The 18,462-nt window shown below is 65.7% G+C and carries 20 protein-coding genes and 1 rRNA gene; 12 read left to right on the top strand and 9 right to left on the bottom strand.

Annotated elements, in window-relative coordinates; all coding sequences use genetic code 11:
* Positions 1-196: 196 nt before the first annotated feature.
* Entirely contained in the window at positions 197-1,177 is a 981-nt protein-coding gene (locus tag OE647_RS19290; protein WP_263723411.1) for a glycosyltransferase family 2 protein, read from the bottom strand.
* Positions 1,178-1,443: 266 nt separating this feature from the next.
* Here OE647_RS19290 and OE647_RS19285 point away from each other — a divergent pair, with 266 nt between their 5' ends.
* Both OE647_RS19285 and OE647_RS19280 read left to right on the top strand, forming a co-directional pair.
* Positions 1,444-1,743 (top strand): hypothetical protein, encoded by a 300-nt coding sequence (locus tag OE647_RS19285; protein ID WP_263723410.1) that lies wholly within the window; start codon positions 1,444-1,446, stop codon positions 1,741-1,743.
* Between the two features lie 88 nt (positions 1,744-1,831).
* Positions 1,832-2,152, top strand: a complete 321-nt coding sequence (locus tag OE647_RS19280) for a DUF4342 domain-containing protein (RefSeq protein ID WP_263723409.1) — start codon at positions 1,832-1,834, stop codon at positions 2,150-2,152.
* Positions 2,153-2,176: 24 nt separating this feature from the next.
* Here the strand turns inward: OE647_RS19280 and OE647_RS19275 are convergent, their stop codons facing one another.
* Positions 2,177-3,049, bottom strand: coding sequence for a MurR/RpiR family transcriptional regulator (locus OE647_RS19275; RefSeq protein ID WP_263723408.1), 873 nt, complete (start codon positions 3,047-3,049; stop codon positions 2,177-2,179).
* Between the two features lie 139 nt (positions 3,050-3,188).
* Between OE647_RS19275 and OE647_RS19270 the strand changes: the two genes are divergently transcribed.
* From OE647_RS19270 to OE647_RS19235, 8 genes are all read left to right on the top strand, one after another.
* Complete coding sequence (locus OE647_RS19270; protein ID WP_263723406.1) at positions 3,189-3,974, top strand: N-formylglutamate amidohydrolase; 786 nt, start codon at positions 3,189-3,191, stop codon at positions 3,972-3,974.
* Between the two features lies 1 nt (position 3,975).
* A complete protein-coding gene (locus OE647_RS19265; protein ID WP_263723405.1) occupies positions 3,976-4,482 on the top strand; it encodes a TRAP transporter small permease subunit in 507 nt (168 codons plus the stop codon).
* 1 nt (position 4,483) lies between these two features.
* Complete coding sequence (locus tag OE647_RS19260) at positions 4,484-5,809, top strand: TRAP transporter large permease (protein ID WP_263723404.1); 1,326 nt, start codon at positions 4,484-4,486, stop codon at positions 5,807-5,809.
* 49 nt (positions 5,810-5,858) lie between these two features.
* Positions 5,859-6,899, top strand: a complete 1,041-nt coding sequence (locus OE647_RS19255) for a TRAP transporter substrate-binding protein (protein WP_263723403.1) — start codon at positions 5,859-5,861, stop codon at positions 6,897-6,899.
* Positions 6,900-7,016: 117 nt separating this feature from the next.
* Positions 7,017-8,381 (top strand): glutamine synthetase family protein, encoded by a 1,365-nt coding sequence (locus tag OE647_RS19250; protein WP_263723401.1) that lies wholly within the window; start codon positions 7,017-7,019, stop codon positions 8,379-8,381.
* A gap of 37 nt (positions 8,382-8,418) precedes the next feature.
* On the top strand, positions 8,419-9,807 hold the full coding sequence (locus OE647_RS19245) for an aldehyde dehydrogenase family protein (protein ID WP_263723400.1): 1,389 nt from the start codon (positions 8,419-8,421) through the stop codon (positions 9,805-9,807).
* Positions 9,804-10,952, top strand: a complete 1,149-nt coding sequence (locus OE647_RS19240) for an iron-containing alcohol dehydrogenase (RefSeq protein ID WP_263723399.1) — start codon at positions 9,804-9,806, stop codon at positions 10,950-10,952. The genes OE647_RS19245 and OE647_RS19240 overlap by 4 nt, the downstream gene beginning before the upstream one ends.
* A gap of 161 nt (positions 10,953-11,113) precedes the next feature.
* Positions 11,114-12,352: an NAD(P)/FAD-dependent oxidoreductase gene (locus OE647_RS19235; protein ID WP_263723398.1), complete on the top strand. Its 1,239-nt coding sequence runs from the start codon at positions 11,114-11,116 to the stop codon at positions 12,350-12,352.
* Between the two features lie 19 nt (positions 12,353-12,371).
* Here the strand turns inward: OE647_RS19235 and OE647_RS19230 are convergent, their stop codons facing one another.
* From OE647_RS19230 to def (OE647_RS19215), 4 genes are all read right to left on the bottom strand, one after another.
* A complete protein-coding gene (locus OE647_RS19230; protein WP_263723397.1) occupies positions 12,372-12,614 on the bottom strand; it encodes a GlsB/YeaQ/YmgE family stress response membrane protein in 243 nt (80 codons plus the stop codon).
* A gap of 41 nt (positions 12,615-12,655) precedes the next feature.
* Positions 12,656-13,552 (bottom strand): methionyl-tRNA formyltransferase, encoded by an 897-nt coding sequence (gene fmt / locus OE647_RS19225; protein ID WP_263723396.1) that lies wholly within the window; start codon positions 13,550-13,552, stop codon positions 12,656-12,658.
* Positions 13,553-13,640: 88 nt separating this feature from the next.
* Complete coding sequence (gene def / locus OE647_RS19220; protein WP_263723395.1) at positions 13,641-14,144, bottom strand: peptide deformylase; 504 nt, start codon at positions 14,142-14,144, stop codon at positions 13,641-13,643.
* The gene (gene def / locus OE647_RS19215) at positions 14,141-14,662 is read right to left on the bottom strand and encodes a peptide deformylase (protein ID WP_263723393.1); all 522 of its coding nucleotides are present in this window, start codon (positions 14,660-14,662) and stop codon (positions 14,141-14,143) included. The genes def (OE647_RS19220) and def (OE647_RS19215) overlap by 4 nt, the downstream gene beginning before the upstream one ends.
* Positions 14,663-14,779: 117 nt before the next feature.
* Between def (OE647_RS19215) and OE647_RS19210 the strand changes: the two genes are divergently transcribed.
* The gene (locus OE647_RS19210) at positions 14,780-15,952 is read left to right on the top strand and encodes a MalY/PatB family protein (RefSeq protein WP_263723392.1); all 1,173 of its coding nucleotides are present in this window, start codon (positions 14,780-14,782) and stop codon (positions 15,950-15,952) included.
* Positions 15,953-16,046: 94 nt separating this feature from the next.
* Here OE647_RS19210 and OE647_RS19205 read toward each other — a convergent pair whose 3' ends face one another.
* Both OE647_RS19205 and OE647_RS19200 read right to left on the bottom strand, forming a co-directional pair.
* Entirely contained in the window at positions 16,047-16,397 is a 351-nt protein-coding gene (locus tag OE647_RS19205) for a hypothetical protein (protein ID WP_263723391.1), read from the bottom strand.
* A gap of 137 nt (positions 16,398-16,534) precedes the next feature.
* Positions 16,535-16,897: a response regulator transcription factor gene (locus OE647_RS19200; protein WP_263723390.1), complete on the bottom strand. Its 363-nt coding sequence runs from the start codon at positions 16,895-16,897 to the stop codon at positions 16,535-16,537.
* 163 nt (positions 16,898-17,060) lie between these two features.
* On the opposite strand from OE647_RS19200, the gene OE647_RS19195 reads away from it, so the two are divergent.
* Entirely contained in the window at positions 17,061-18,230 is a 1,170-nt protein-coding gene (locus OE647_RS19195; protein WP_263723389.1) for a lytic murein transglycosylase, read from the top strand.
* A 145-nt stretch (positions 18,231-18,375) separates the two neighbouring features.
* Here OE647_RS19195 and rrf read toward each other — a convergent pair.
* Positions 18,376-18,462, bottom strand: a 5S ribosomal RNA gene (gene rrf / locus OE647_RS19190); the annotation flags it as partial.

The following is an 18,462-nucleotide window of genomic DNA, read 5'->3' as shown; positions in this document are numbered from 1 at the left end:
GAAATGCCGCTCGCCGAGGCCTATGACCACGCCTCCGCCGTCATGGTCGAAAACATGCTCGCCCGAGACGCCCAGGAAGGCATCGCTGCCTTCATCGAAAAACGAACCCCAAAGTGGCTCGATCAGTAGTTTCGCCCACCGCCGGTGCCGCGCGCGGCGTCAGGTGAACCGACCTGTCCCCGGACCCGCGCTTGGGTCAGCCAGAGGTCAGGGCCCGAGACGCAAGGATCTCATCGTATAGCGCCCGGACCTCGGCGTTCTTCAGTCCGGTCTTGAGCTTCTGGCGGTGCTGTTCGACCGCGCGCAGGTGCAGCTCGCGCAGCTCCGCATCCTCCATCAGCGCGGCGTGAAGCCGGGCGGCCCGCTCCGCATTGCCGAGGATCGTCGCGTCCACGACATCGTTGCGGTCGTACTGGCGCCAATAGCGCAGGTCGCGGCGGACCGCGGCGCTCACCGCATCGCCGCGGAAAGACTGAATCATGAAACTTTCGACCGAGCGCACGGCGTAGTGGTTGATGTAGCCGAGCGCGTGGGTACCCGCCTCGGTCCGATACCCCCTCGGGGCCTTCGCGCAAAATTCCTCCGGCATATGCGCGCCCGATCCGTCGAGCCAGCGCAGTTCGGACACCTTTCGCGCGAAGGGAATGGGGCGATGATTGGCGTGGCGCCGGAAGAGGCCCGCGTCGTTGCGCGCCAGCGTCTTGATCCCGTACATGCGCGGGAAACGCTCGCTCATCGGGCGCTCGAACCTGAAGCGGCGCGTGAATTGCTGAAGGGTCGGCATGTCGATGAACTCATCGACACCCGAACTTCCGAACACGACCTGGTTGAAGGAGATGGCGTCAATATCGCCGACCTCGGCCAGTAGCGCGGCGAGCGTCCCGTCGCCGACGTTGATGTTCAGAAACTCATCCGCGTCGATGACCAGCGCCCAGTCCGCGCGGCGGAACTCCTTCGTCATCTGCGCGTAGGCGATGGCGGTGTGCTGGATCGGCACATCGCCAAGGCCCAGCATCGTCGGATTGGGCAGGTGGCGGATCCACCCCATGTCGTCCAGCCGGTCCAAGATCAGATCGGTGCCGTCGGTGCAGTCGTTCGAAACGATCACGAAATCCGATACGCCAATGCTTCGATGATAAGCGACCCACTCAAGGACGAAGGGGCCTTCGTCCTTCATGCAGGCGATCACGAGTATATTATTCGCCGATGCTGCCGCCAACGATCCGCGCCCGTCCCTTCGTGCCCGCCGTGGCAAGCCTCGCCCACACCTGTCTTGCCCATGCAGTAGCGTCAGATTGCCCGGCTGGCAAGCAAGCGTGGGCGCACGAAATCCCATCGCGCCGGCCTTCCGCTCCCTCGTCCGGCGGCGGGTCGCATCTTTGCTTGCGCCCCCCCTTGCCCGGGCGCATCCTTGCGACAGGAAAGCCAGAGGGAGGGGCCGCGATGCATATCGTCATCAATACGCTTTCGATCAAGCCCGACGCCGACTGGGCGACCTTGGCGCGCCTGTTCGACGGTTTTTGCGACGGCGCGCGCCCGGACCATCCGGGACTTGTCGGCGCGCAGATCGTCCAGTCCGGCCCGGAGGAGGCGATCCTGATCATCAGCTTTTCCGATGCCGAGACCATGGCAAGCTTCTCCTCTACCGTCGCCGCGCCCTGGTTTGCCGAACATGTCCGTCCCTTCCTGGCCGGGCCCGCCAACCGCAAGACCGGCGCCGTGGTCGCGGGCTTTCCCCGCTAGGGCCATCCCCCGCCTATCTGATCACGGTCAAGGACAGGCGCCGCGACTCGGTCCATGCTCCGGCCCGTCATGAACGGAGGGCAAAGCCATGCCGGATACCGATCGCGCCGAACCGAAACCCGGCGCAGAAGGCCCAAAGAAACGCAACTGGACCGAGGAGATCGAGGTCGCGGGCGAGGAACTGGTCGCGCGGGTCAAGGAACTTGCCGCCGACGCTCAGGTCAAGCGCATCCGCATCACCGAGCCCGACGGCGACCTGGTGCTTGAGGTGCCGCTGACCATTGGCGCCATCGCCGGGGGCGCCGTCGTCCTGGCCGCGCCGCTTCTGGCCGTCATCGGGGCGCTTGCCGCATTCGTGACCAAGGTGAAGATCGAGATCGTGCGCACCGGCCCCGACGACGAGGACTGAGCGGGCCTCCGCCCGCCGCCCGCGTCACTTGCCGCGGCGGAAGAAGCGGGCGCGGGCATAAAGTTCCTCAAGCCGCTTCATGCGGGCCTGGGTTTCGTCCCAGGTCAGGCTCTGGATGGCGGCCATCAGCGTTTCGACCAGCACCTGGATCGCCACCGTGGAATCCCAGGCCGAGGGCGCCTCGATATGCGCCGAAAGCCTGTAGCGCGCGCGCTCGGCGGCGGGGGAGACCCATTGGTCGGTGATCAGCACGACCTCCGCCCCTTGGTCCGCCGCCATCTCGACAAGGGTCAGCACGTTGTTTTCATAGCGCCGGATGTCGAAGGCCAGCAGCACGTCGCCTGGCGCCATGTCGATCAGCGCCGGCGGCCAGGCGTTCGACATGTCGGAGATCAGCGTCACGTTCGGGCGGATCACCTTCATATGCGTCACGAAGTAATCCGCCATCGCATGGGTGATACGCCCGCCCATGGCGTAGATGCTGCGGTTGCGGTCGGCCATCAGCCCGGCGATGGCGTCGAATTCGTCGTGGTCGATCTGGCCGAGGGTCGCCTGAAGGTTGCCCACCACCGCATCGGCGAAGCGATTCAGGATATGGGTGTCCGGGACGCCCACCGCCCAGCGGTCATGCTTTGCGATGGGAGAGATCAGCCGCTCCTCGACCTCGGCGCGGACCGTGGTCTGGAAATCGGGATAGCCCTTGTAGCCGAGCTTCTGGGCCAGCCGCACCACCGTCGGGGTAGAGACCTCGGCCTCTTTCGCGAGCGCCGTGATCGACCCCAGAACCGCGACCGGGTAGTGCCGCGTGATGTAGGAGGCCAATTGCCGCTCGCTGCGCGTCAAGGTGTCGAAGCGGGCGCGGATCTGCTGTTCCACGGTTTTCGCAGTGCCGGGCATGACGCGACATCCCTCCCTCGACGGCCGCCGCACGGGGCCTTAGAAAAGATTGTAACAGAAAATCCATTCGAGAAAATATCTTGACAGAATTTGACCCTCGGGACAGCCTTGAAGTGGTGAATCGGGGGAACGCCAGACCATGTCAGCGGCAGACGGGCCACTTCCAGTCGTGACGACCGAGCGCCCCGACGGCCAAGGCGCGTTCCTGATCGTGTGCGAACATGCCTCCAATCATTTCCCTGAGGCTTTCGGCGCCCTGGGCCTGCCGGAGGCGGCGCGGCACGCGCATATCGCCTGGGACCCGGGGGCGCTTGCGCTGGCGCGACGCCTTTCCGAGGCGCTGGATGCGACACTGGTGTCGGCGGGGGTTTCGCGGCTGGTCTACGACCTGAACCGCCCGCCCCACGCGCCCGGCGCGATGGCCGCGCAAAGCGAGGTCTACGAGATCCCGGGCAACGAAGGGATCGGCCCGGACGAACGGCTGCGCCGGACCGAAACAATCTACCTGCCTTTCCACCGCGCCCTGCACGATACCATCGCGCGCCGCCTGGCCCAGGGCCGGCGGACGGTCATGGTGACAGTCCACAGCTTCACGCCGGTCTACTTCGGCCAGCCGCGCGCGGTCGAGCTTGGTATCATCCACGATGCCGACCCCGCCTTCGCAAAGGCCGTTCTGGCCGAGGCGCAGGCGCGGACGGCCCTCCTTTGCCGAATGAACGAGCCCTATTCGGCCGCGGACGGCGTGACCCATACGCTCAGGCTTCAGGCGACGCCCTATGGCCTCGCGCATGTCATGCTGGAGATCCGGAACGATCTGCTGGCCGACGACAGTGCGGTGGCAGGGGTTGCCACTGAGCTCGCGCCGGTGCTGAGCGCCGCGCTTTCGGCAATGACGCAGACCCAGACGGAAAAGGCCGCAAGCTGAGATGCCAAACTGGATCAGGTCCTATGTCCGGGCAGTCGATGCGGTGAACTACCGGGTCGGACGCATGTCCATGTATCTGCTCTTCGTGCTGATGGGCGTGCTTCTGTGGTCCTCGATCAGCAAGATCATCGAACAGAACGCGATCTGGACCCTTGAGATGGCCCAGTTCATCATGGTCGCCTATTACATGCTGGGCGGCCCCTATTCGCTGCAACTGGACAGCAACGTGCGGATGGACCTGCTCTACCACCGCTGGTCGGACCGCACCCGCGCCTGGGTCGATGCTTTTTCGGTCTTCGCGCTGCTCTTCTACCTCGGCGTGCTGCTTTACGGCGCGGTCGAAAGCACGGCCTATTCGCTGGAATACGCCGAACGCAGCCCGACCGCCTGGCGCCCCTATATCGCGCCGATCAAGATCGTCATGTGCGTGGGCATCTTCCTGATGCTGCTCCAGGCCATTTCCTTCTTTTTCAAGGACGTGGCCAAGCTGCGCGGAGAGGAGCTCTGACATGTCCTATGACATGATCGCGATCATGATGTTCTCGACGATGATGCTGATGATGATGACGGGTCAGCGCGTCTTCGGGGCGATCGGTTTCGTGGCGGTTCTGGCCTCGGTGTCCCTCTGGGGGGTCGGCGGGTCCGACCTGGGCTTTGCGGCCGCGATGAAGCTGATGAAATGGTATCCGCTGCTGACGCTGCCGATGTTCATATTCATGGGCTATGTGCTGTCGGAAAGCCGCCTGGCCGACGACCTTTACCGGATGTTCCATGTCTGGATGGGGCCGGTGCCGGGGGGGCTGGCCATCGGCACCATCCTCCTCATGGTCGTGATCTCGGCCATGAACGGGCTGTCGGTCGCGGGCATGGCCATCGGCGCCACCATCGCGCTGCCTGAGCTTCTCAGGCGCAATTACGACAAACTGATGGTGACCGGGGTCATCCAGGCGGGATCGAGTCTTGGCATCCTCGTGCCGCCCTCGGTCGTGCTGGTGCTTTACGCGATGATCGCGCGCCAGCCGGTCGGACAGCTCTGGCTGGCGGGGGTCTTCCCGGGGCTCTTGATGGCGACGCTCTTCATTCTCTACATCTGGCTGCGCTGCAAGATCACGCCCAGCCTCGGCCCGGTCCTGTCGGCGGAGGAACGTGCCCAGATCACGCGGGGCGAGAAGCTGCGGCTGCTGCGCGCCGGGGCGCTGCCCCTGATCATCTTCGTCTCGATGATGCTGCCCTTCGTCACGGGCTACACTAGCCTCGTCGAAAGCTCGGTCGTGGGCGCCCTGGCCTCCGTGTTCGCGGCCGTCATCAAGGGCCGCTTCACCCGCCAAGTGTTCGAGACCGCGACCCGCGAAACGCTGGCGATCTCCTGCATGTTCATGTGGATCATCCTGGCCGCACTCGCGTTCGGGGCCGTGTTCGACGGGCTCGGCGCCGTCAGGTCGATCGAGGGATTCTTCGTCGATCGCCTGGGTCTGTCGCCCTGGGAAATCCTGCTGATGATGCAGCTGAGCTACCTGATCATGGGCACTTTCCTGGATGACACCGCGATGCTGGTGATCGTCGCGCCACTTTACGTGCCGCTGGTCAAGGCGCTTGGCTTCGACCTGATCTGGTACGGCGTCCTTTACACCATCACCTGCCAGATCGCCTACATGACCCCGCCCTTCGGCTACAACCTGTTCCTGATGCGCGCGATGGCCCCCAAGGAAGTGACCATCCACGACATCTACCGATCCATCATCCCCTTCGTCGGCGTCATGATCCTGGCGCTGCTGATCGTGACCATCTTCCCACAGATCGCGCTCTGGCTGCCGAACCACGTCTACGCCCGTTAACCCCAGGCCCACGGAAGAGGGGCGCCCAGCAAACAGCAAGGAGAGAGAAATGACGACGACAAGACGGAAGTTCCTGACCTCTGGCGCCGCGGTGGGCGCCTCTGCCCTCGCCGCGCCTGCGGTCAATGCCCAATCCGCGCCGATCAAGTGGCGGATGCAGACCTATGCCGGTCCCGCGCTGGCGGTCGAGGTGGTCGATCAGTGCATCAAGGATTTCAACGAGATCGCCGACGGCCAGATGGAGATCGAGCTGTTCTACGCCGACCAGCTGGTGCCGACGGGCGAGCTGTTCCGCGCCATGCAGAAGGGCACGATCGACGCGGTGCAGTCGGACGACGACTCCATGGCCTCGCCGACCGAGGTGACGGTGTTCGGCGGCTACTTCCCGCTGGGCCTGCGCTATTCGCTCGACGTGCCGGCGCTCTTCAACCACTGGGGCCTCGACGAGATCTGGAAGGAAGAATACGCCAAGGTCGGCGTCAAGCACATCTCGGCGGGGTCCTGGGACCCCTGCAACTTCGCCACGCACAAGCCCATCACTTCGCTTGCCGACCTCAACGGGCTACGCATCTTCACCTTCCCGACCGCTGGCCGGTTCCTGTCGCGCTTCGGCGTCATTCCAGTCACGCTGCCGTGGGAGGACGCCGAGGTGGCGCTTCAGACGGGCGAGTTGGACGGCATTGCCTGGTCCGGCATCACCGAGGACTACACCTCGGGCTGGGCAAACGTGACGGAATACTTCCTGACCAACAACATCTCGGGCGCCTGGATCGGCCATTTCTTCGCCAACATGGACCGCTGGAACGAGGTGCCGCCGCATCTGCAGAAGCTGATGAAGGTCTGCTTCGACAGTTCGCACTACTACCGCCAGCACTGGTACTGGAACGGCGAGGCGAACCTGCGCGTGAATGAGACCAAGCTGCAATCCACCACCATTCCCGACAGCGAATGGCAGACGGTCGAGGACGAAGCCCACAAGTTCTGGGACGAGATCGCGGCCGAAAGCGAGTTGAAGGCGAAGGTCGTCGATATCTTCAAGCGCTACAACGACACGATGGTGAAGGCGGGCAAGCCCTACCGCTACAGCTAAGCCATCGGGAAGGGGCGGCGGATCGTCGGTCGCCCCTTCCCTGAAATTTGATCAAATACTAGGCTGCGCGCGAAACCCGGGCGAATCAGCCCGTAGCTTCGAATGAGGAGAGCCCGAATGCCCGCAAACCTGACCTTTGACGCGCTCAGGAAAGCCGTCGCCGAAGGTGAGATCGACACCGTCCTGGTCTGCATCGTGGACATGCAGGGCCGTCTGATGGGCAAGCGTTTCGTGGCCAAGCATTTCGTCGATGGCGGGCATGAGGAAACGCATTGCTGCAACTACCTGCTCGCGCTCGACGTGGAGATGTTCACGGTCCCCGGTTACAAGTCCGCCAGTTGGTCGAAGGGCTATGGCGACTATATCGTCAAACCCGACCTATCCACCCTGCGCCGGGTGCCCTGGCTTCCCGGCACCGCGATGGTCATGTCCGACCTTCTGGACCACCACACGCATGAAGAGGTCGCGGTCTCGCCCCGCGCGATCCTCAAGCGCCAGATCGCCCGCGCCAAGGCCATGGGCTTCGACGCCATGATGGCGACCGAGTTGGAGTTCTTCCTGTTCGCGGGCAGCTACGACGCGATCAACGACAGCGGATACCGCGATATTCAGACGCTGGGCCGCCACAACGTCGATTACGCGATCTTCGGCACCACGAAGGAAGAAGGCGTCATGCGCGCCATCCGCAACGGGCTTTGGGACGCGGGCGTGCCGATCGAATGTTCCAAGGGCGAGGCGGAGGTCGGCCAGGAAGAGGTTAACGCCAAGTATTCCGACGCGCTCGATACCTGCGACAACCACACGATCATCAAGAACGGCGTGAAGGAGATCTGCCACCAGCACGGCCATGCCGCGACCTTCATGGCGAAATACAGCCATGAGCGCGCCGGATCGTCGAGCCATGTCCACCAGTCGCTCTGGAAGGACGGCAAGCCTGCCTTCCTAGACCCCGCGGCGCCTCATGGCATGTCGGACCTGATGCGCCACTACGTCGCCGGGCAACTGGCCCATGCGCGCGAAATCACCGGCCTGCTTGCGCCCTATATCAACAGCTACAAGCGCTTCGTCGTCGGCATGTTCGCCCCCACCAAGGCGGTCTGGAGCCTCGACAACCGCACCGCGGGCTTCCGCGTCTGCGGCGAAGGGACGAAGGGCATCCGGGTCGAATGCCGGATTGGGGGCGCCGACCTCAACCCCTACATGGCCTGCGCGGGCCTTCTGGCCGCAGGCCTTGCCGGGATCGAACAGAAGCTGGAGCTGGAACCCGCCATCTCGGGCGACATCTACGCGGCCCGCCGCGTGCGCGAGATCCCGAAGACGCTGGGCGAGGCGGCGGAGCTGATGGCGAAATCGAAAATGCTGCGCGCGGCCTTCGGGGACGAGGTCGTGGATCACTATGTCCACGCCGCGCATTGGGAAATTTCCGAACAGAACCGCGTCGTGACCGATTGGGAACTGAAGCGCGGTTTTGAGCGGCTGTAAGGGCAAGATCGGCGCCAAGGCGCCAAGCGAGGACCAAATGACCAGGATGATCCAATGTATCTCGCCCGTCGACGGGCGGGTCTATGCCGAGCGGCCGGCGCTCTCGCCCGAGGATGCGGCGGCCTCAGTGGCGCGGGCCAAGGCCGCGCAGCCCGCATGGGCCGCGCGCCCGCTGGAGGAACGCATCGCCCTTGTGCAGGCGGGGGTGGCCAACCTCAACGCCGACAAGGACCGCATCGTCGAGGAACTGGCCTGGCAGATGGGCCGCCCGACCCGCTTCGGCGGAGAGTTCGGGGGCCTGAACGAGCGCAGCAATTTCATGGCCGGCATCGCGGCAGAGGCGCTGGCCCCGATCACGGTCGAGGAGACCGACCGCTTCGCCCGCCGGATCGAGTTCGCCCCCCACGGCGTCGTCTTTGTCATCGCGCCCTGGAACTACCCCTACATGACCGCGATGAACACCATCGTCCCCGCGCTGATCGCCGGGAACGCGGTGATCCTGAAACATGCGAGCCAGACGCTGCTGGTCGGCGAGCGCATCGCGGACGCGCTGCACAAGGCGGGCATCCCCGCCGAGGTCTTCCAGAACGTGGTACTGGACCATGCCGGCACCGAAAAGCTGATCGCCGACCGGTCCTTCGGCTTCGTGAACTTCACCGGCTCCGTCGGCGGCGGTCAGGCCATCGAGCGCGCCGCGGCGGGCACCTTCACCGCGCTGGGGCTGGAGCTGGGCGGCAAGGACCCGGGCTATGTAATGGAGGACGCCGACCTCGACTGGGCGGTCGACACCCTCATGGACGGCGCGATGTACAACGCCGGCCAGTGCTGCTGCGGGATCGAGCGGATCTATGTCAACCACCGGCTTTTCAACGATTTCGTCGACAAGGCCGTCGCCTGGGTGAATGGCCTGCGCCTCGGCAACCCCTTCGACGCCGAAACGACGCTGGGGCCGATGGCCAATGTCCGCTTCGCCCGGAACGTCCGCACCCAGACCGAAGAGGCGATCGCCGCAGGCGCCACGCCCCTGATCGAGCGGCAGAACTTCCCCGCCGACGATGGCGGCGCCTACCTGATGCCGCAGATCCTGATCAACGTTGACCACTCCATGCGCGTGATGACCGAGGAAAGCTTCGGCCCCGTCGTCGGCATCATGCCGGTCAAGGACGACGAAGAGGCGCTGCGGCTGATGAACGACAGCCCCTATGGCCTGACCGCCAGCCTCTGGACCCAGGACCAGGACCGCGCCTGGTCCCTTGCGCGCCGGATCGAGACCGGCACCGTCTTCCTGAACCGCGCCGACTACCTCGACCCGGCGATCTGCTGGACCGGCTGCAAGGACACCGGCCGTGGCGTCGGCCTGTCGAAGCTCGGCTATCAATCCGTCACCCGTCCCCGTTCCTATCACTTCCGCAAGGTGAAAGCATGACCGTCCCCACCGCGAACTGGTCCTACCCGACCGCCGTCAAATTCGGCCCCGGCCGCATCAGGGAGCTTGCCGACCACTGCAAGGCCGTGGGCATCAAGCGCCCGCTTCTGGTAACCGACAAGGCGCTGGCCAGCCTGCCGATCACTGCGCAGGCGCTCGACGTCCTTGACGCCGCGGGCCTCGGCCGCGCGGTTTTCTCCGAGGTCGACCCGAACCCGAATGAGATGAACATGGAGGCAGGCCTCAAGGTCTACCGTGCAGGCGGGCATGACGGCGTCGTCTGCTTCGGCGGCGGCTCGGCGCTCGACCTCGGCAAGATGATCGCGCTCATGGTCGATCAGACCGTCAGCGTCTGGGACCTTGAGGACATCGGCGACTGGTGGACCCGCGCCAATGCCGCCACCATCGCCCCCATCATCGCGGTGCCCACAACCGCTGGAACCGGGTCCGAGGTCGGCCGCGCCGGGGTGCTGACGAATTCCGCCACCCACAAGAAGAAGATCATCTTCCACCCGAAGCTCCTGCCCGCGGTCACGATCTGCGACCCGGAACTGACGGTCGGCATGCCGAAATTCATCACCGCCGGGACCGGCATGGACGCGCTTGCCCATTGCCTGGAGGCATACTCCTCCCCCTTCTACCACCCCATGAGCCAGGGCATCGCGCTGGAGGGCATGCGGCTGGTGTTCGAGAACCTGCCCAAGGTCTACGCCAACCCGAACGACCTTGAGGCGCGGGCGCATATGATGTCGGCCGCCGCCATGGGTGCGGTCGCCTTCCAGAAGGGGCTGGGCGCGATCCACTCGCTCAGCCACCCCGTCGGCGCGGTCTACAACACCCACCACGGCACAACGAACGCGGTGGTGATGCCCATGATCCTGGATTTCAACCGTCACGCCATCGAGGATCGGATCGGCAAGGCCGCCGCATACCTCGGCATCTCCGGCGGCTTCGACGGCTTCCGCGCCCGCGTCATGGACCTGCGCGCGGAACTGGCGATCCCGGCGAACCTGACCGCGCTGGGGGTCGAGGCCGCGCGCCTCGACGAGTTGACCGAAATGGCGCTGGAGGACCCGTCCTGCGGCGGCAATCCGGTGGAAATGACGCGAGAGAACACCCGCGCGCTTTACGACGCCTGCATGTAATCCCGCAGCGTCGCGTCACGGGGGGCTGCCTGCCCCCGCACCCCCCGGGAGTGTTTGTGCCAGAATGAAGATCATGGCCTTTCATTCTGGCGCAAGTACTCCGGGGTGAATTTGGCCGCAGGCCAAAGAGGGGCAGGGCCCCTCTGTCTTCCGGAGGGTTCATGGCCGAGACAGTCGAGATCGCCATCGTTGGCGCGGGCGTGGTGGGTCTCGCGATCGCCCATCGGCTGGCCTCTGCCGGGCGCGAGGTGGTCGTGATCGACCCTGCGCCCCCGGGGTCCGGCGCCTCCTACGGAAACGCAGGCACCGTCGCCGACTACGCCGTCCAGCCGGTTGGCACGCCGGAGGTCCTGAAGAACCTGCCCGCGCTGCTTTTCGACCGGAACTCACCGCTCGCGATCCGGAAGGCGGCGCTGCCTACCCTCGCGCCGTGGCTCCTGCGCTTTGCCTGGCAGTCGCTCCCCGCGGCCGCGCGGCGAAACGCGCTGGCCCTGGCCGGGATTCTTCACGACGCCGCGCCGCGGTGGCGGGATCTTGCATCAGAGATCGGCGGGGAGGGCATCCTGCAGGCGCGGGGCTGCCTTTACTGGTATCGTACCGACCGCGCCCTGGCTGCGGCGGAGGCCGACTTCCGCTTCCGACGGGCCTGTGGTGTCGCGATGGAGCGTCTGACGGCGACGGAGCTTGCGGCGCTTGAGCCGGGGCTACCCGTCACGGGCGGCGGCGCCGCGTTCTTTCCGGGCGCACTTTTCATGACGGATCCGGGCGCCATGGTTTCGCGCCTCGCCCAGGCGGCCTGGACCCGTGGCGCCCGCCACCTGGCCGCGCGCGTCACCGGGCTGTGCCGAACCTCCGGCGGTGTCCACCTGAGCGGGCCTGACCTCGCCATAAACGCCCGGCACGCGGTCATTGCCGCGGGCGCCCATTCTCGTAACCTCGCCCTTCAGGCCGGGGACCGCATCCCCCTTGATACCGAACGCGGCTACCACCTTGAGTGGGATATGACGCAGGCGCCCCTGACGCGGCCCGTTTGCCCCACCGACCGCGGCTTCTACCTCTGCCCGATGGAAGGACGCCTGCGCGCCGCAGGTACGGTGGAGCTTGGAGGGCTCACCGCGCCGCCCTCAGCCCATCGTCTCGCACGTCTGGCAGACGGCGCCCGATCCGTCCTCCCCGATCTGCCGGAACCAAGCCGCGACTGGATGGGATTCCGCCCCTCGATCCCCGACAGCCTGCCCGTCGTCGGCCCCTCGCGCGGGGGCAAAGATGTGCTCTTCGCTTTCGGGCACGGCCATATCGGGCTGACGCTCGCCCCAATCACCGCAGCGATGATCGCCGCTGAGATCCTTGGAAGCGCGCCCCTTGGCGGGTCGGAGGCCCTTCGGGCAACCCGCTTCTGAACCCCGGGCGAAATCGGCCTCAGCGCCGCTTCCGGCCATAGGTCTGCCAGAGCCAGATCAGCAGGATCGCCCCCAGCACCGCCCCCACGAAGCCTGCGGCAAACCCCGTCACCGCGATCAGGACCCGCAGGACAAGGCCGCCGATCAGGGCGCCGAAGATGCCGATCGCGATCGTGGTCACGACATCGGTTTCCACCTTCATCAGCCGCGTGGCCAGGAAGCCCGCCGCGGCACCAATGATGATCAAGGCAATGATCTGCATCGTGTCCTCCGTTCGCACCGATTATGGCACGGCAGCCCCCGTCAGGACAGCCGCCCCGGCAGGCTGAGGCCCCGCAGAAATTCCTCCGTTCCCATGGGCCGCTTGCCTTCGCGCTGCGCCTCGGTGATTTCGACGGCCCCGGTGCCGCAGGCCACCGTGAACCCGCCCAGAATCGCGCCCGGCGCGCCCTGCCCCTCTGCCAGGCGGGAGCGCAGGAGCTTGACCCGCTCCCCCGCGATCTCGGTCCAGGCGCCGGGAAAGGGTGAAAGCCCGCGGATCTGCCGGTCCACCTCCGCCGCGCTCACCGCCCAGTTCACCCGCGCCTCGGCCTTGTCGATCTTCGCCGCATAGGTCACGCCAACCGCATCCTGCGGCACGGCGACCAGCCGATCAAGCCCCGCCAACGCCTCGACGATCAGCCGCGCCCCCATCGCGGAGAGCCGGTCGTGCAGATCGGCCGTCGTCTCCTCCGCCCCGATCTTGGTCCGCGCCTCCAGAAGCACCGGCCCGGTATCGAGCCCCGCCTCCATGCGCATGATCGCGACCCCGGTTTCGGCGTCGCCGGCCATGATCGCGCGATGGATGGGCGCCGCCCCCCGCCAACGCGGCAGAAGCGAGGCATGGATGTTCAGACACCCCTTCGCAGGGGCATCCAGAACCGCCTGCGGCAGGATCAGCCCATAGGCCACCACCACCGCCACATCCGCGCCGAGCGCGGCAAACTCCGCCTGCGCCTCGGCCCCCTTCAGTGAAACCGGGTGACGCACCGGCAACGCCAGCGCCTCCGCCCGCGCCTGAACCGGCGAGGGCCGGTCCTTCTTGCCGCGCCCGGCGGGTCGGGGCGGCTGGCAATAGACGCAGATGACCTCATGCGCCGCATGAACCGCGTCAAGCGCAGGCACCGAAAACTCCGGCGTTCCCATGAAGACGACACGCATGGCACGCCCTTTCTTCCCCGGTTGCTTCTTCATTGCGCAAATACCCTGCAGGGGGTCCGGGGGATGCAAAATCCCCCGGCGCGCGCCCTCAGCCGCGCTTGCGCAGCTTCTCCGCCTTGGCCACCAGCATCTTCCGGCGGACCGGCGACAGGTGGTCGAAATACATCTTCCCGTTCAGGTGGTCGATCTGGTGCTGGACGCTCGTCGCCCATAGCCCGACGAAGTCACGCTCCTCGACCTCGCCCGCCTCGTTAAGGAAGCGCACCGTCACAGCCCGCGGCCGCTCGATCGCGGCGAAGACGCCGGGCAGGTTTGGACTTGCCTCCTCATGGCGGCGCATCTGGACCGAGGCATGAAGGACCTCCGGATTGGCCATCTTGACGGCCTGCCCGCGCTTGTCAGAACAATCGACCACCGCCAGGCTCAGCATGATCCCGATCTGCGGCGCGGCCAGACCGTAGCCCGGCATCGCATCCATGGTTTCCACCATGTCGTCCCAGATCATCCGTACCGTCTCGGTCACCGCCGCCACTGGCTCGGCCGGAGTGCGCAGCCGCTTGTCGGGCCAGGGAACGAAGGGGCGAACCGTCACGCGCGCGCCCGCTCGCGCTTCAGCTTCTCCATCTTCCGCGTGATCAGCTGGCGCTTGAGCGGTGTCAGGTAGTCGATGAAGAGCTTGCCGTCGAGGTGATCGATCTCATGCTGCGCGCAGGTCGCCCAAAGACCTTCAAACTGCTCTTCCTGGGTCTTGCCGGCAAGATCCATCCAGCGCACCCGGACCTCGGCGGGCCGCGTCACCTCGGCGTATTGCTCGGGGATCGAGAGGCAGCCCTCCTCATGCACGTTCAGCGCCTCCGACCGCCAGGTGATCTCAGGGTTGATCAGCACCATCGGACGGGGTGCGGCGCCCTCCTCCTTCACGCAGTCCATGACGAAAATGCGGGCCATCTGCCCGACCTGCGGCCCCGCGAGACCGACGCCGGGCGCGTCATACATGGTCTCCAGCATGTCTTCGGCCAGCCGGCGCAGATCGTCCGTGATTTCGGGCACGGGGTCGCACAGCTTCTTCAGCCGCGGATCGGGATGGATCAGGATGGGGCGTATGCTCATGCGGGTGATTTAGGGCAGGACGCCGCTTGGCGCAATGCCCCGGTGTCGTCCTGCCCCTTCCCACTTGCGCCCGGCGGTGCCTGCGCTAGGGTGCGCAGCGCACGAGCGGAGAGCCCCATGTCATTCGACGACATCATCGACTATCGCGGCACCCATTCCAGCAAATGGGACACCATGGAGAAGACCATGGGCGTCCCGGCCGAGGACGGGTTGGCCATGTGGGTCGCCGACATGGACTTCCGCCCGCCCGAGGGGATGCTGCGCACCGTCATCGAGACCGCCGAACGCGGGTTCTTCACCTATTTCGGCGACACGCGCGACTACGACGGCGCCATCAGCTGGTGGATGCGGACCCGCCACGGCTGGGAGGTCGACCCGGCCTCGATCCTGACCACGCATGGCATCGTCAACGCCGTCTCGATGGCGCTGGAAACCTACACCCGTCCGGGCGACGGCGTGGTGCTGATGACGCCGGTCTACCACGCCTTCGCGCGCGTCATCCGCGCGAACGACCGCAAGCTTGTCGAATGCCCGCTGGCCCTGCGCGACGGCGTCTATGCCATGGATTTCGAGACCTGGGACGCAATGATGACCGGGGAGGAGCGCATGCTCATCCTCTGTTCTCCACACAATCCCGGCGGCCGCGTCTGGACCCGCGAGGAACTGCGCGCCGTGGCCGATTTCGCCCGCCGGCATGATCTGCTGCTCATCTCGGACGAGATTCACCATGACCTCGTCTATCCGGGCCACAAGCATGTGCCGATGCCCGTCGCGGCACCGGACATCCTCGACCGCCTCGTGGTCATGTCGGCCACGTCCAAGACCTTCAACGTCGCGGGCATGCATTGCGGCAACGTGATCATCTCCGACCCCGGCCTGCGCGCGGCCTACCAGAAGCGGCTGGCGCAACTGGCGATCTCGCCCAACTCGATGTCGATGCGGATGACCCCGGCGCTCTACTCACCCGAGGGCGCGGCCTGGGTCGATGCGCTCTGCGCCTATCTCGACGCCAACCACCGCCTTTTCGTGGAAGGCATCAATGCCATTCCGGGCCTCAAGGCGCAGCCGATGCAGGGCACCTACCTTGCCTGGGTCGATTTCGCGGGCACCGGCATGGCGGAGGCAGAGTTCAAGTCCCGCGTCGCGAAGGATGCGCGCATCGCGGCCAGCCCCGGCAGCGTCTTCGGGCTCGGCGGCGAAAGCTTCCTCCGGTTCAACATCGGCACGCAGCGCGCCCGGATCGAGGAGGCACTGTCACGGATGCACCAGGCCTTCGGCGACCTCCAGTGACGACACAGGGGTCTGCTCCTCTTCATTGTTGAAATACCCCGGGGGTCCGGGGGTGGAACCCCCGGGCGGCTTACGCGATCCCAAGGCATGAAAGTCACAGACGGGGAAGGTAGCCCACGGGCGCGTTCTCGTCCCGCGCGTAGTCCAGTGGCGCACGGTCCAGCGCGGCGGTAGATCGCTTCATCACGCAGATCAACTCCCCCGCCTCGACCTCCGACGCAACGATCAGCGACTGCCAGAGATGCCGGGTCCCGTCGTAGATATCGACCAGCCCGCGCAGATGGGCAACCTGATCCGCATCAAGCGCGAATCCGTCGTCCCAGAATCGGATGATCGGATAGATCTCGGTGCCAACCCTCACCCGCAGGCGCGACCGCTCCCTGATGCTCCGCTTGCGCGCTTCCTCCAGGCCCGCAAGCACTTCCTTCGGCAAAAAATCCGTCATCACACACCTCCCCCACGGGTCCAGCCTTGCCCCGAACCATCCGGAAATCAAGTTAAGGTTGCGTGACGGTCAATATTTGCGCGAATGGCACCCTGCGCCCGCGCTTTGGTGACGGCCGGGAAACATCGACCCGGCTTTCAGCCCCGGGCCCCGTAGTGCTCCACGACCGAGGCGAGATCGTCCGGCGAGGTCCCGCAGGGCAGGACGGCGCAGGCATTGGCGGCAAGCGCAAAGATCGAGCCATCGGAAAAGAAGCTCGACGACGTCACGAAGATCACCCGCGCGTCGGGCCGGCGGTAGCTCGCATAATCCGCGACGGCGAGCGCGCTGCCATCCTCAAGCACCGCATCCAGCACGATCACGTCATGCTCCCGGTCCGAGATCGCGCCTGCGGCCTCCTCCTGGCTGCCGGCCAGTTCGACCGCGAACCCGCGCCGCTGCAAATGTCGCTTCCAGAGCCAGCGAAGACTGGCGTTGCTTTCGACAATCAGCACACGCATGAACACCCCCTACGGCACCGGCCCCAAAGGGTCGGGCGTCTACCTGCCAGAAATACTTCGGCAAGAATGGTTAAGTCATCGTTAACATTGTCGCAGTCTGGAGCCGTGTCATTGCCTTCACCCTCCCACGCGCTAATCTTTGCCGACCCAAACGGAGGATCCGATGCGTCTCACCTTTGTCCTTGCGGCTGCCCTTGCGCTTGCTCCGCTCCCGGCGCTTGCCCAGTGCGGCGGATCCTTCGCGGATTTCATCCAGGGCCTCAAGTCCGAAGCCCGCGCAAAGGGCCATGATTCCGCGACGGTGGAGGCATTCTTCGCCCCGATCCGTCAGGACCCCAAGGTGTTGAAGGCCGATCGCGCCCAGGGCGTCTTCAAGAAAACCTTCATCGAGTTTTCCCAGTCCGTGATCAGCAAGAACCGGCTCGATCACGGCCGCAACAACGCGAAGAAACATGCCGATATCTTTGCCCGCATCGAGCGGGACTACGGGATATCGCGCGGCGTCCTGCTCGCCTTCTGGGCGCTGGAGACCGATTACGGCGCCGTCCAGGGCGACTTCAACACCGCCAATGCCCTTGTGACGCTGGCTCATGACTGCCGCAGGCCCCAGCTTTTCCGGCCGCAGGTTCTGGCCGCGCTCACGCTCTTCGAACGTGGCGACTTCGACCCGGCAGGCACGACCGGAGCCTGGGCGGGCGAAATCGGGCAGGTGCAGATGCTGCCCGCGGATATCCTGCACAATGGCGTCGACGGGGACGGCGACGGGCATGTCCGCCTCAAGTCCTCGGCGGCCGACGCGCTGATCAGCGGGGCGCGCATGCTGACGGACTTCGGGTGGCGACCGGGCGAACCCTGGCTGCAGGAGGTGACGGTGCCGGGCGATCTCGACTGGGGACTGACGGGACTCGACCACGAGCTCCCCGCCGCCGACTGGGCACGGCGTGGTGTCAAGGCCAGGTCCGGCGAGCTAGCGCAGCACCTCAAGGGCTCCATCCTGCTGCCGATGGGCCGCAAGGGGCCGGCCTTCATCGCCTACCCGAATTTCCGCGTCTACCTGGAATGGAACCAGAGCTTCGTCTACGTCACAACCGCCGCCTATTTCGCCACCCGCCTCGACGGAGCGCCGGTCTTCGACCCGGGCAACCCCGAACCGGGGCTAGGCGACAAGGAGATGAAGGCCCTTCAGCGGAAGCTCGCCGCGCGCGGGCATGATATGGGCAAGATCGACGGGATCCTTGGCGAAAAAACCCGTGAGGCCGTTCAGAAAGAACAGACCCGCCTTGGCCTACCGGCCGATGCCTGGCCGACGCCGACGCTTCTGAATCGGCTTTGATCCGGCGCGACGTGACGAAGGTCCGTTAGGTTGCCGCACCCGCCAGCCGGATTGACCGATTGGACACGAGCCAAATAGGCCGCCGGCTTGCTAGGATTTGTGCGGGTATACGTTCATCGTTTGAGAGTTTTGTGTTTCTTTCTAGGTTTGGCGGTGACCTACTCTCCCACGTCTTGAGACGCAGTACCATTGGCGCGGCGGCACTTAACTTCCGAGTTCGGGAAGGGATCGG

This window comes from Albidovulum sediminicola, assembly GCF_025751575.1.
GTDB classification, from domain to species: Bacteria; Pseudomonadota; Alphaproteobacteria; order Rhodobacterales; family Rhodobacteraceae; genus Albidovulum; species Albidovulum sediminicola.
Note: the sequence above shows the minus strand (reverse complement) of the source record. Positions and strands in the feature narration are given on the sequence as shown.

Coding starts and splice junctions, on each gene's coding strand:
- OE647_RS19290 (WP_263723411.1), bottom strand. CDS start 1,177: ATGAAGGACGAAGGCCCCTTCGTCCTTGAGTGGGTCGCTTATCATCGA.
- OE647_RS19285 (WP_263723410.1), top strand. CDS start 1,444: ATGCATATCGTCATCAATACGCTTTCGATCAAGCCCGACGCCGACTGG.
- OE647_RS19280 (WP_263723409.1), top strand. CDS start 1,832: ATGCCGGATACCGATCGCGCCGAACCGAAACCCGGCGCAGAAGGCCCA.
- OE647_RS19275 (WP_263723408.1), bottom strand. CDS start 3,049: ATGCCCGGCACTGCGAAAACCGTGGAACAGCAGATCCGCGCCCGCTTC.
- OE647_RS19270 (WP_263723406.1), top strand. CDS start 3,189: ATGTCAGCGGCAGACGGGCCACTTCCAGTCGTGACGACCGAGCGCCCC.
- OE647_RS19265 (WP_263723405.1), top strand. CDS start 3,976: ATGCCAAACTGGATCAGGTCCTATGTCCGGGCAGTCGATGCGGTGAAC.
- OE647_RS19260 (WP_263723404.1), top strand. CDS start 4,484: ATGTCCTATGACATGATCGCGATCATGATGTTCTCGACGATGATGCTG.
- OE647_RS19255 (WP_263723403.1), top strand. CDS start 5,859: ATGACGACGACAAGACGGAAGTTCCTGACCTCTGGCGCCGCGGTGGGC.
- OE647_RS19250 (WP_263723401.1), top strand. CDS start 7,017: ATGCCCGCAAACCTGACCTTTGACGCGCTCAGGAAAGCCGTCGCCGAA.
- OE647_RS19245 (WP_263723400.1), top strand. CDS start 8,419: ATGACCAGGATGATCCAATGTATCTCGCCCGTCGACGGGCGGGTCTAT.
- OE647_RS19240 (WP_263723399.1), top strand. CDS start 9,804: ATGACCGTCCCCACCGCGAACTGGTCCTACCCGACCGCCGTCAAATTC.
- OE647_RS19235 (WP_263723398.1), top strand. CDS start 11,114: ATGGCCGAGACAGTCGAGATCGCCATCGTTGGCGCGGGCGTGGTGGGT.
- OE647_RS19230 (WP_263723397.1), bottom strand. CDS start 12,614: ATGCAGATCATTGCCTTGATCATCATTGGTGCCGCGGCGGGCTTCCTG.
- fmt (WP_263723396.1), bottom strand. CDS start 13,552: ATGCGTGTCGTCTTCATGGGAACGCCGGAGTTTTCGGTGCCTGCGCTT.
- def (WP_263723393.1), bottom strand. CDS start 14,662: ATGAGCATACGCCCCATCCTGATCCATCCCGATCCGCGGCTGAAGAAG.
- OE647_RS19210 (WP_263723392.1), top strand. CDS start 14,780: ATGTCATTCGACGACATCATCGACTATCGCGGCACCCATTCCAGCAAA.
- OE647_RS19205 (WP_263723391.1), bottom strand. CDS start 16,397: ATGACGGATTTTTTGCCGAAGGAAGTGCTTGCGGGCCTGGAGGAAGCG.
- OE647_RS19200 (WP_263723390.1), bottom strand. CDS start 16,897: ATGCGTGTGCTGATTGTCGAAAGCAACGCCAGTCTTCGCTGGCTCTGG.
- OE647_RS19195 (WP_263723389.1), top strand. CDS start 17,061: ATGCGTCTCACCTTTGTCCTTGCGGCTGCCCTTGCGCTTGCTCCGCTC.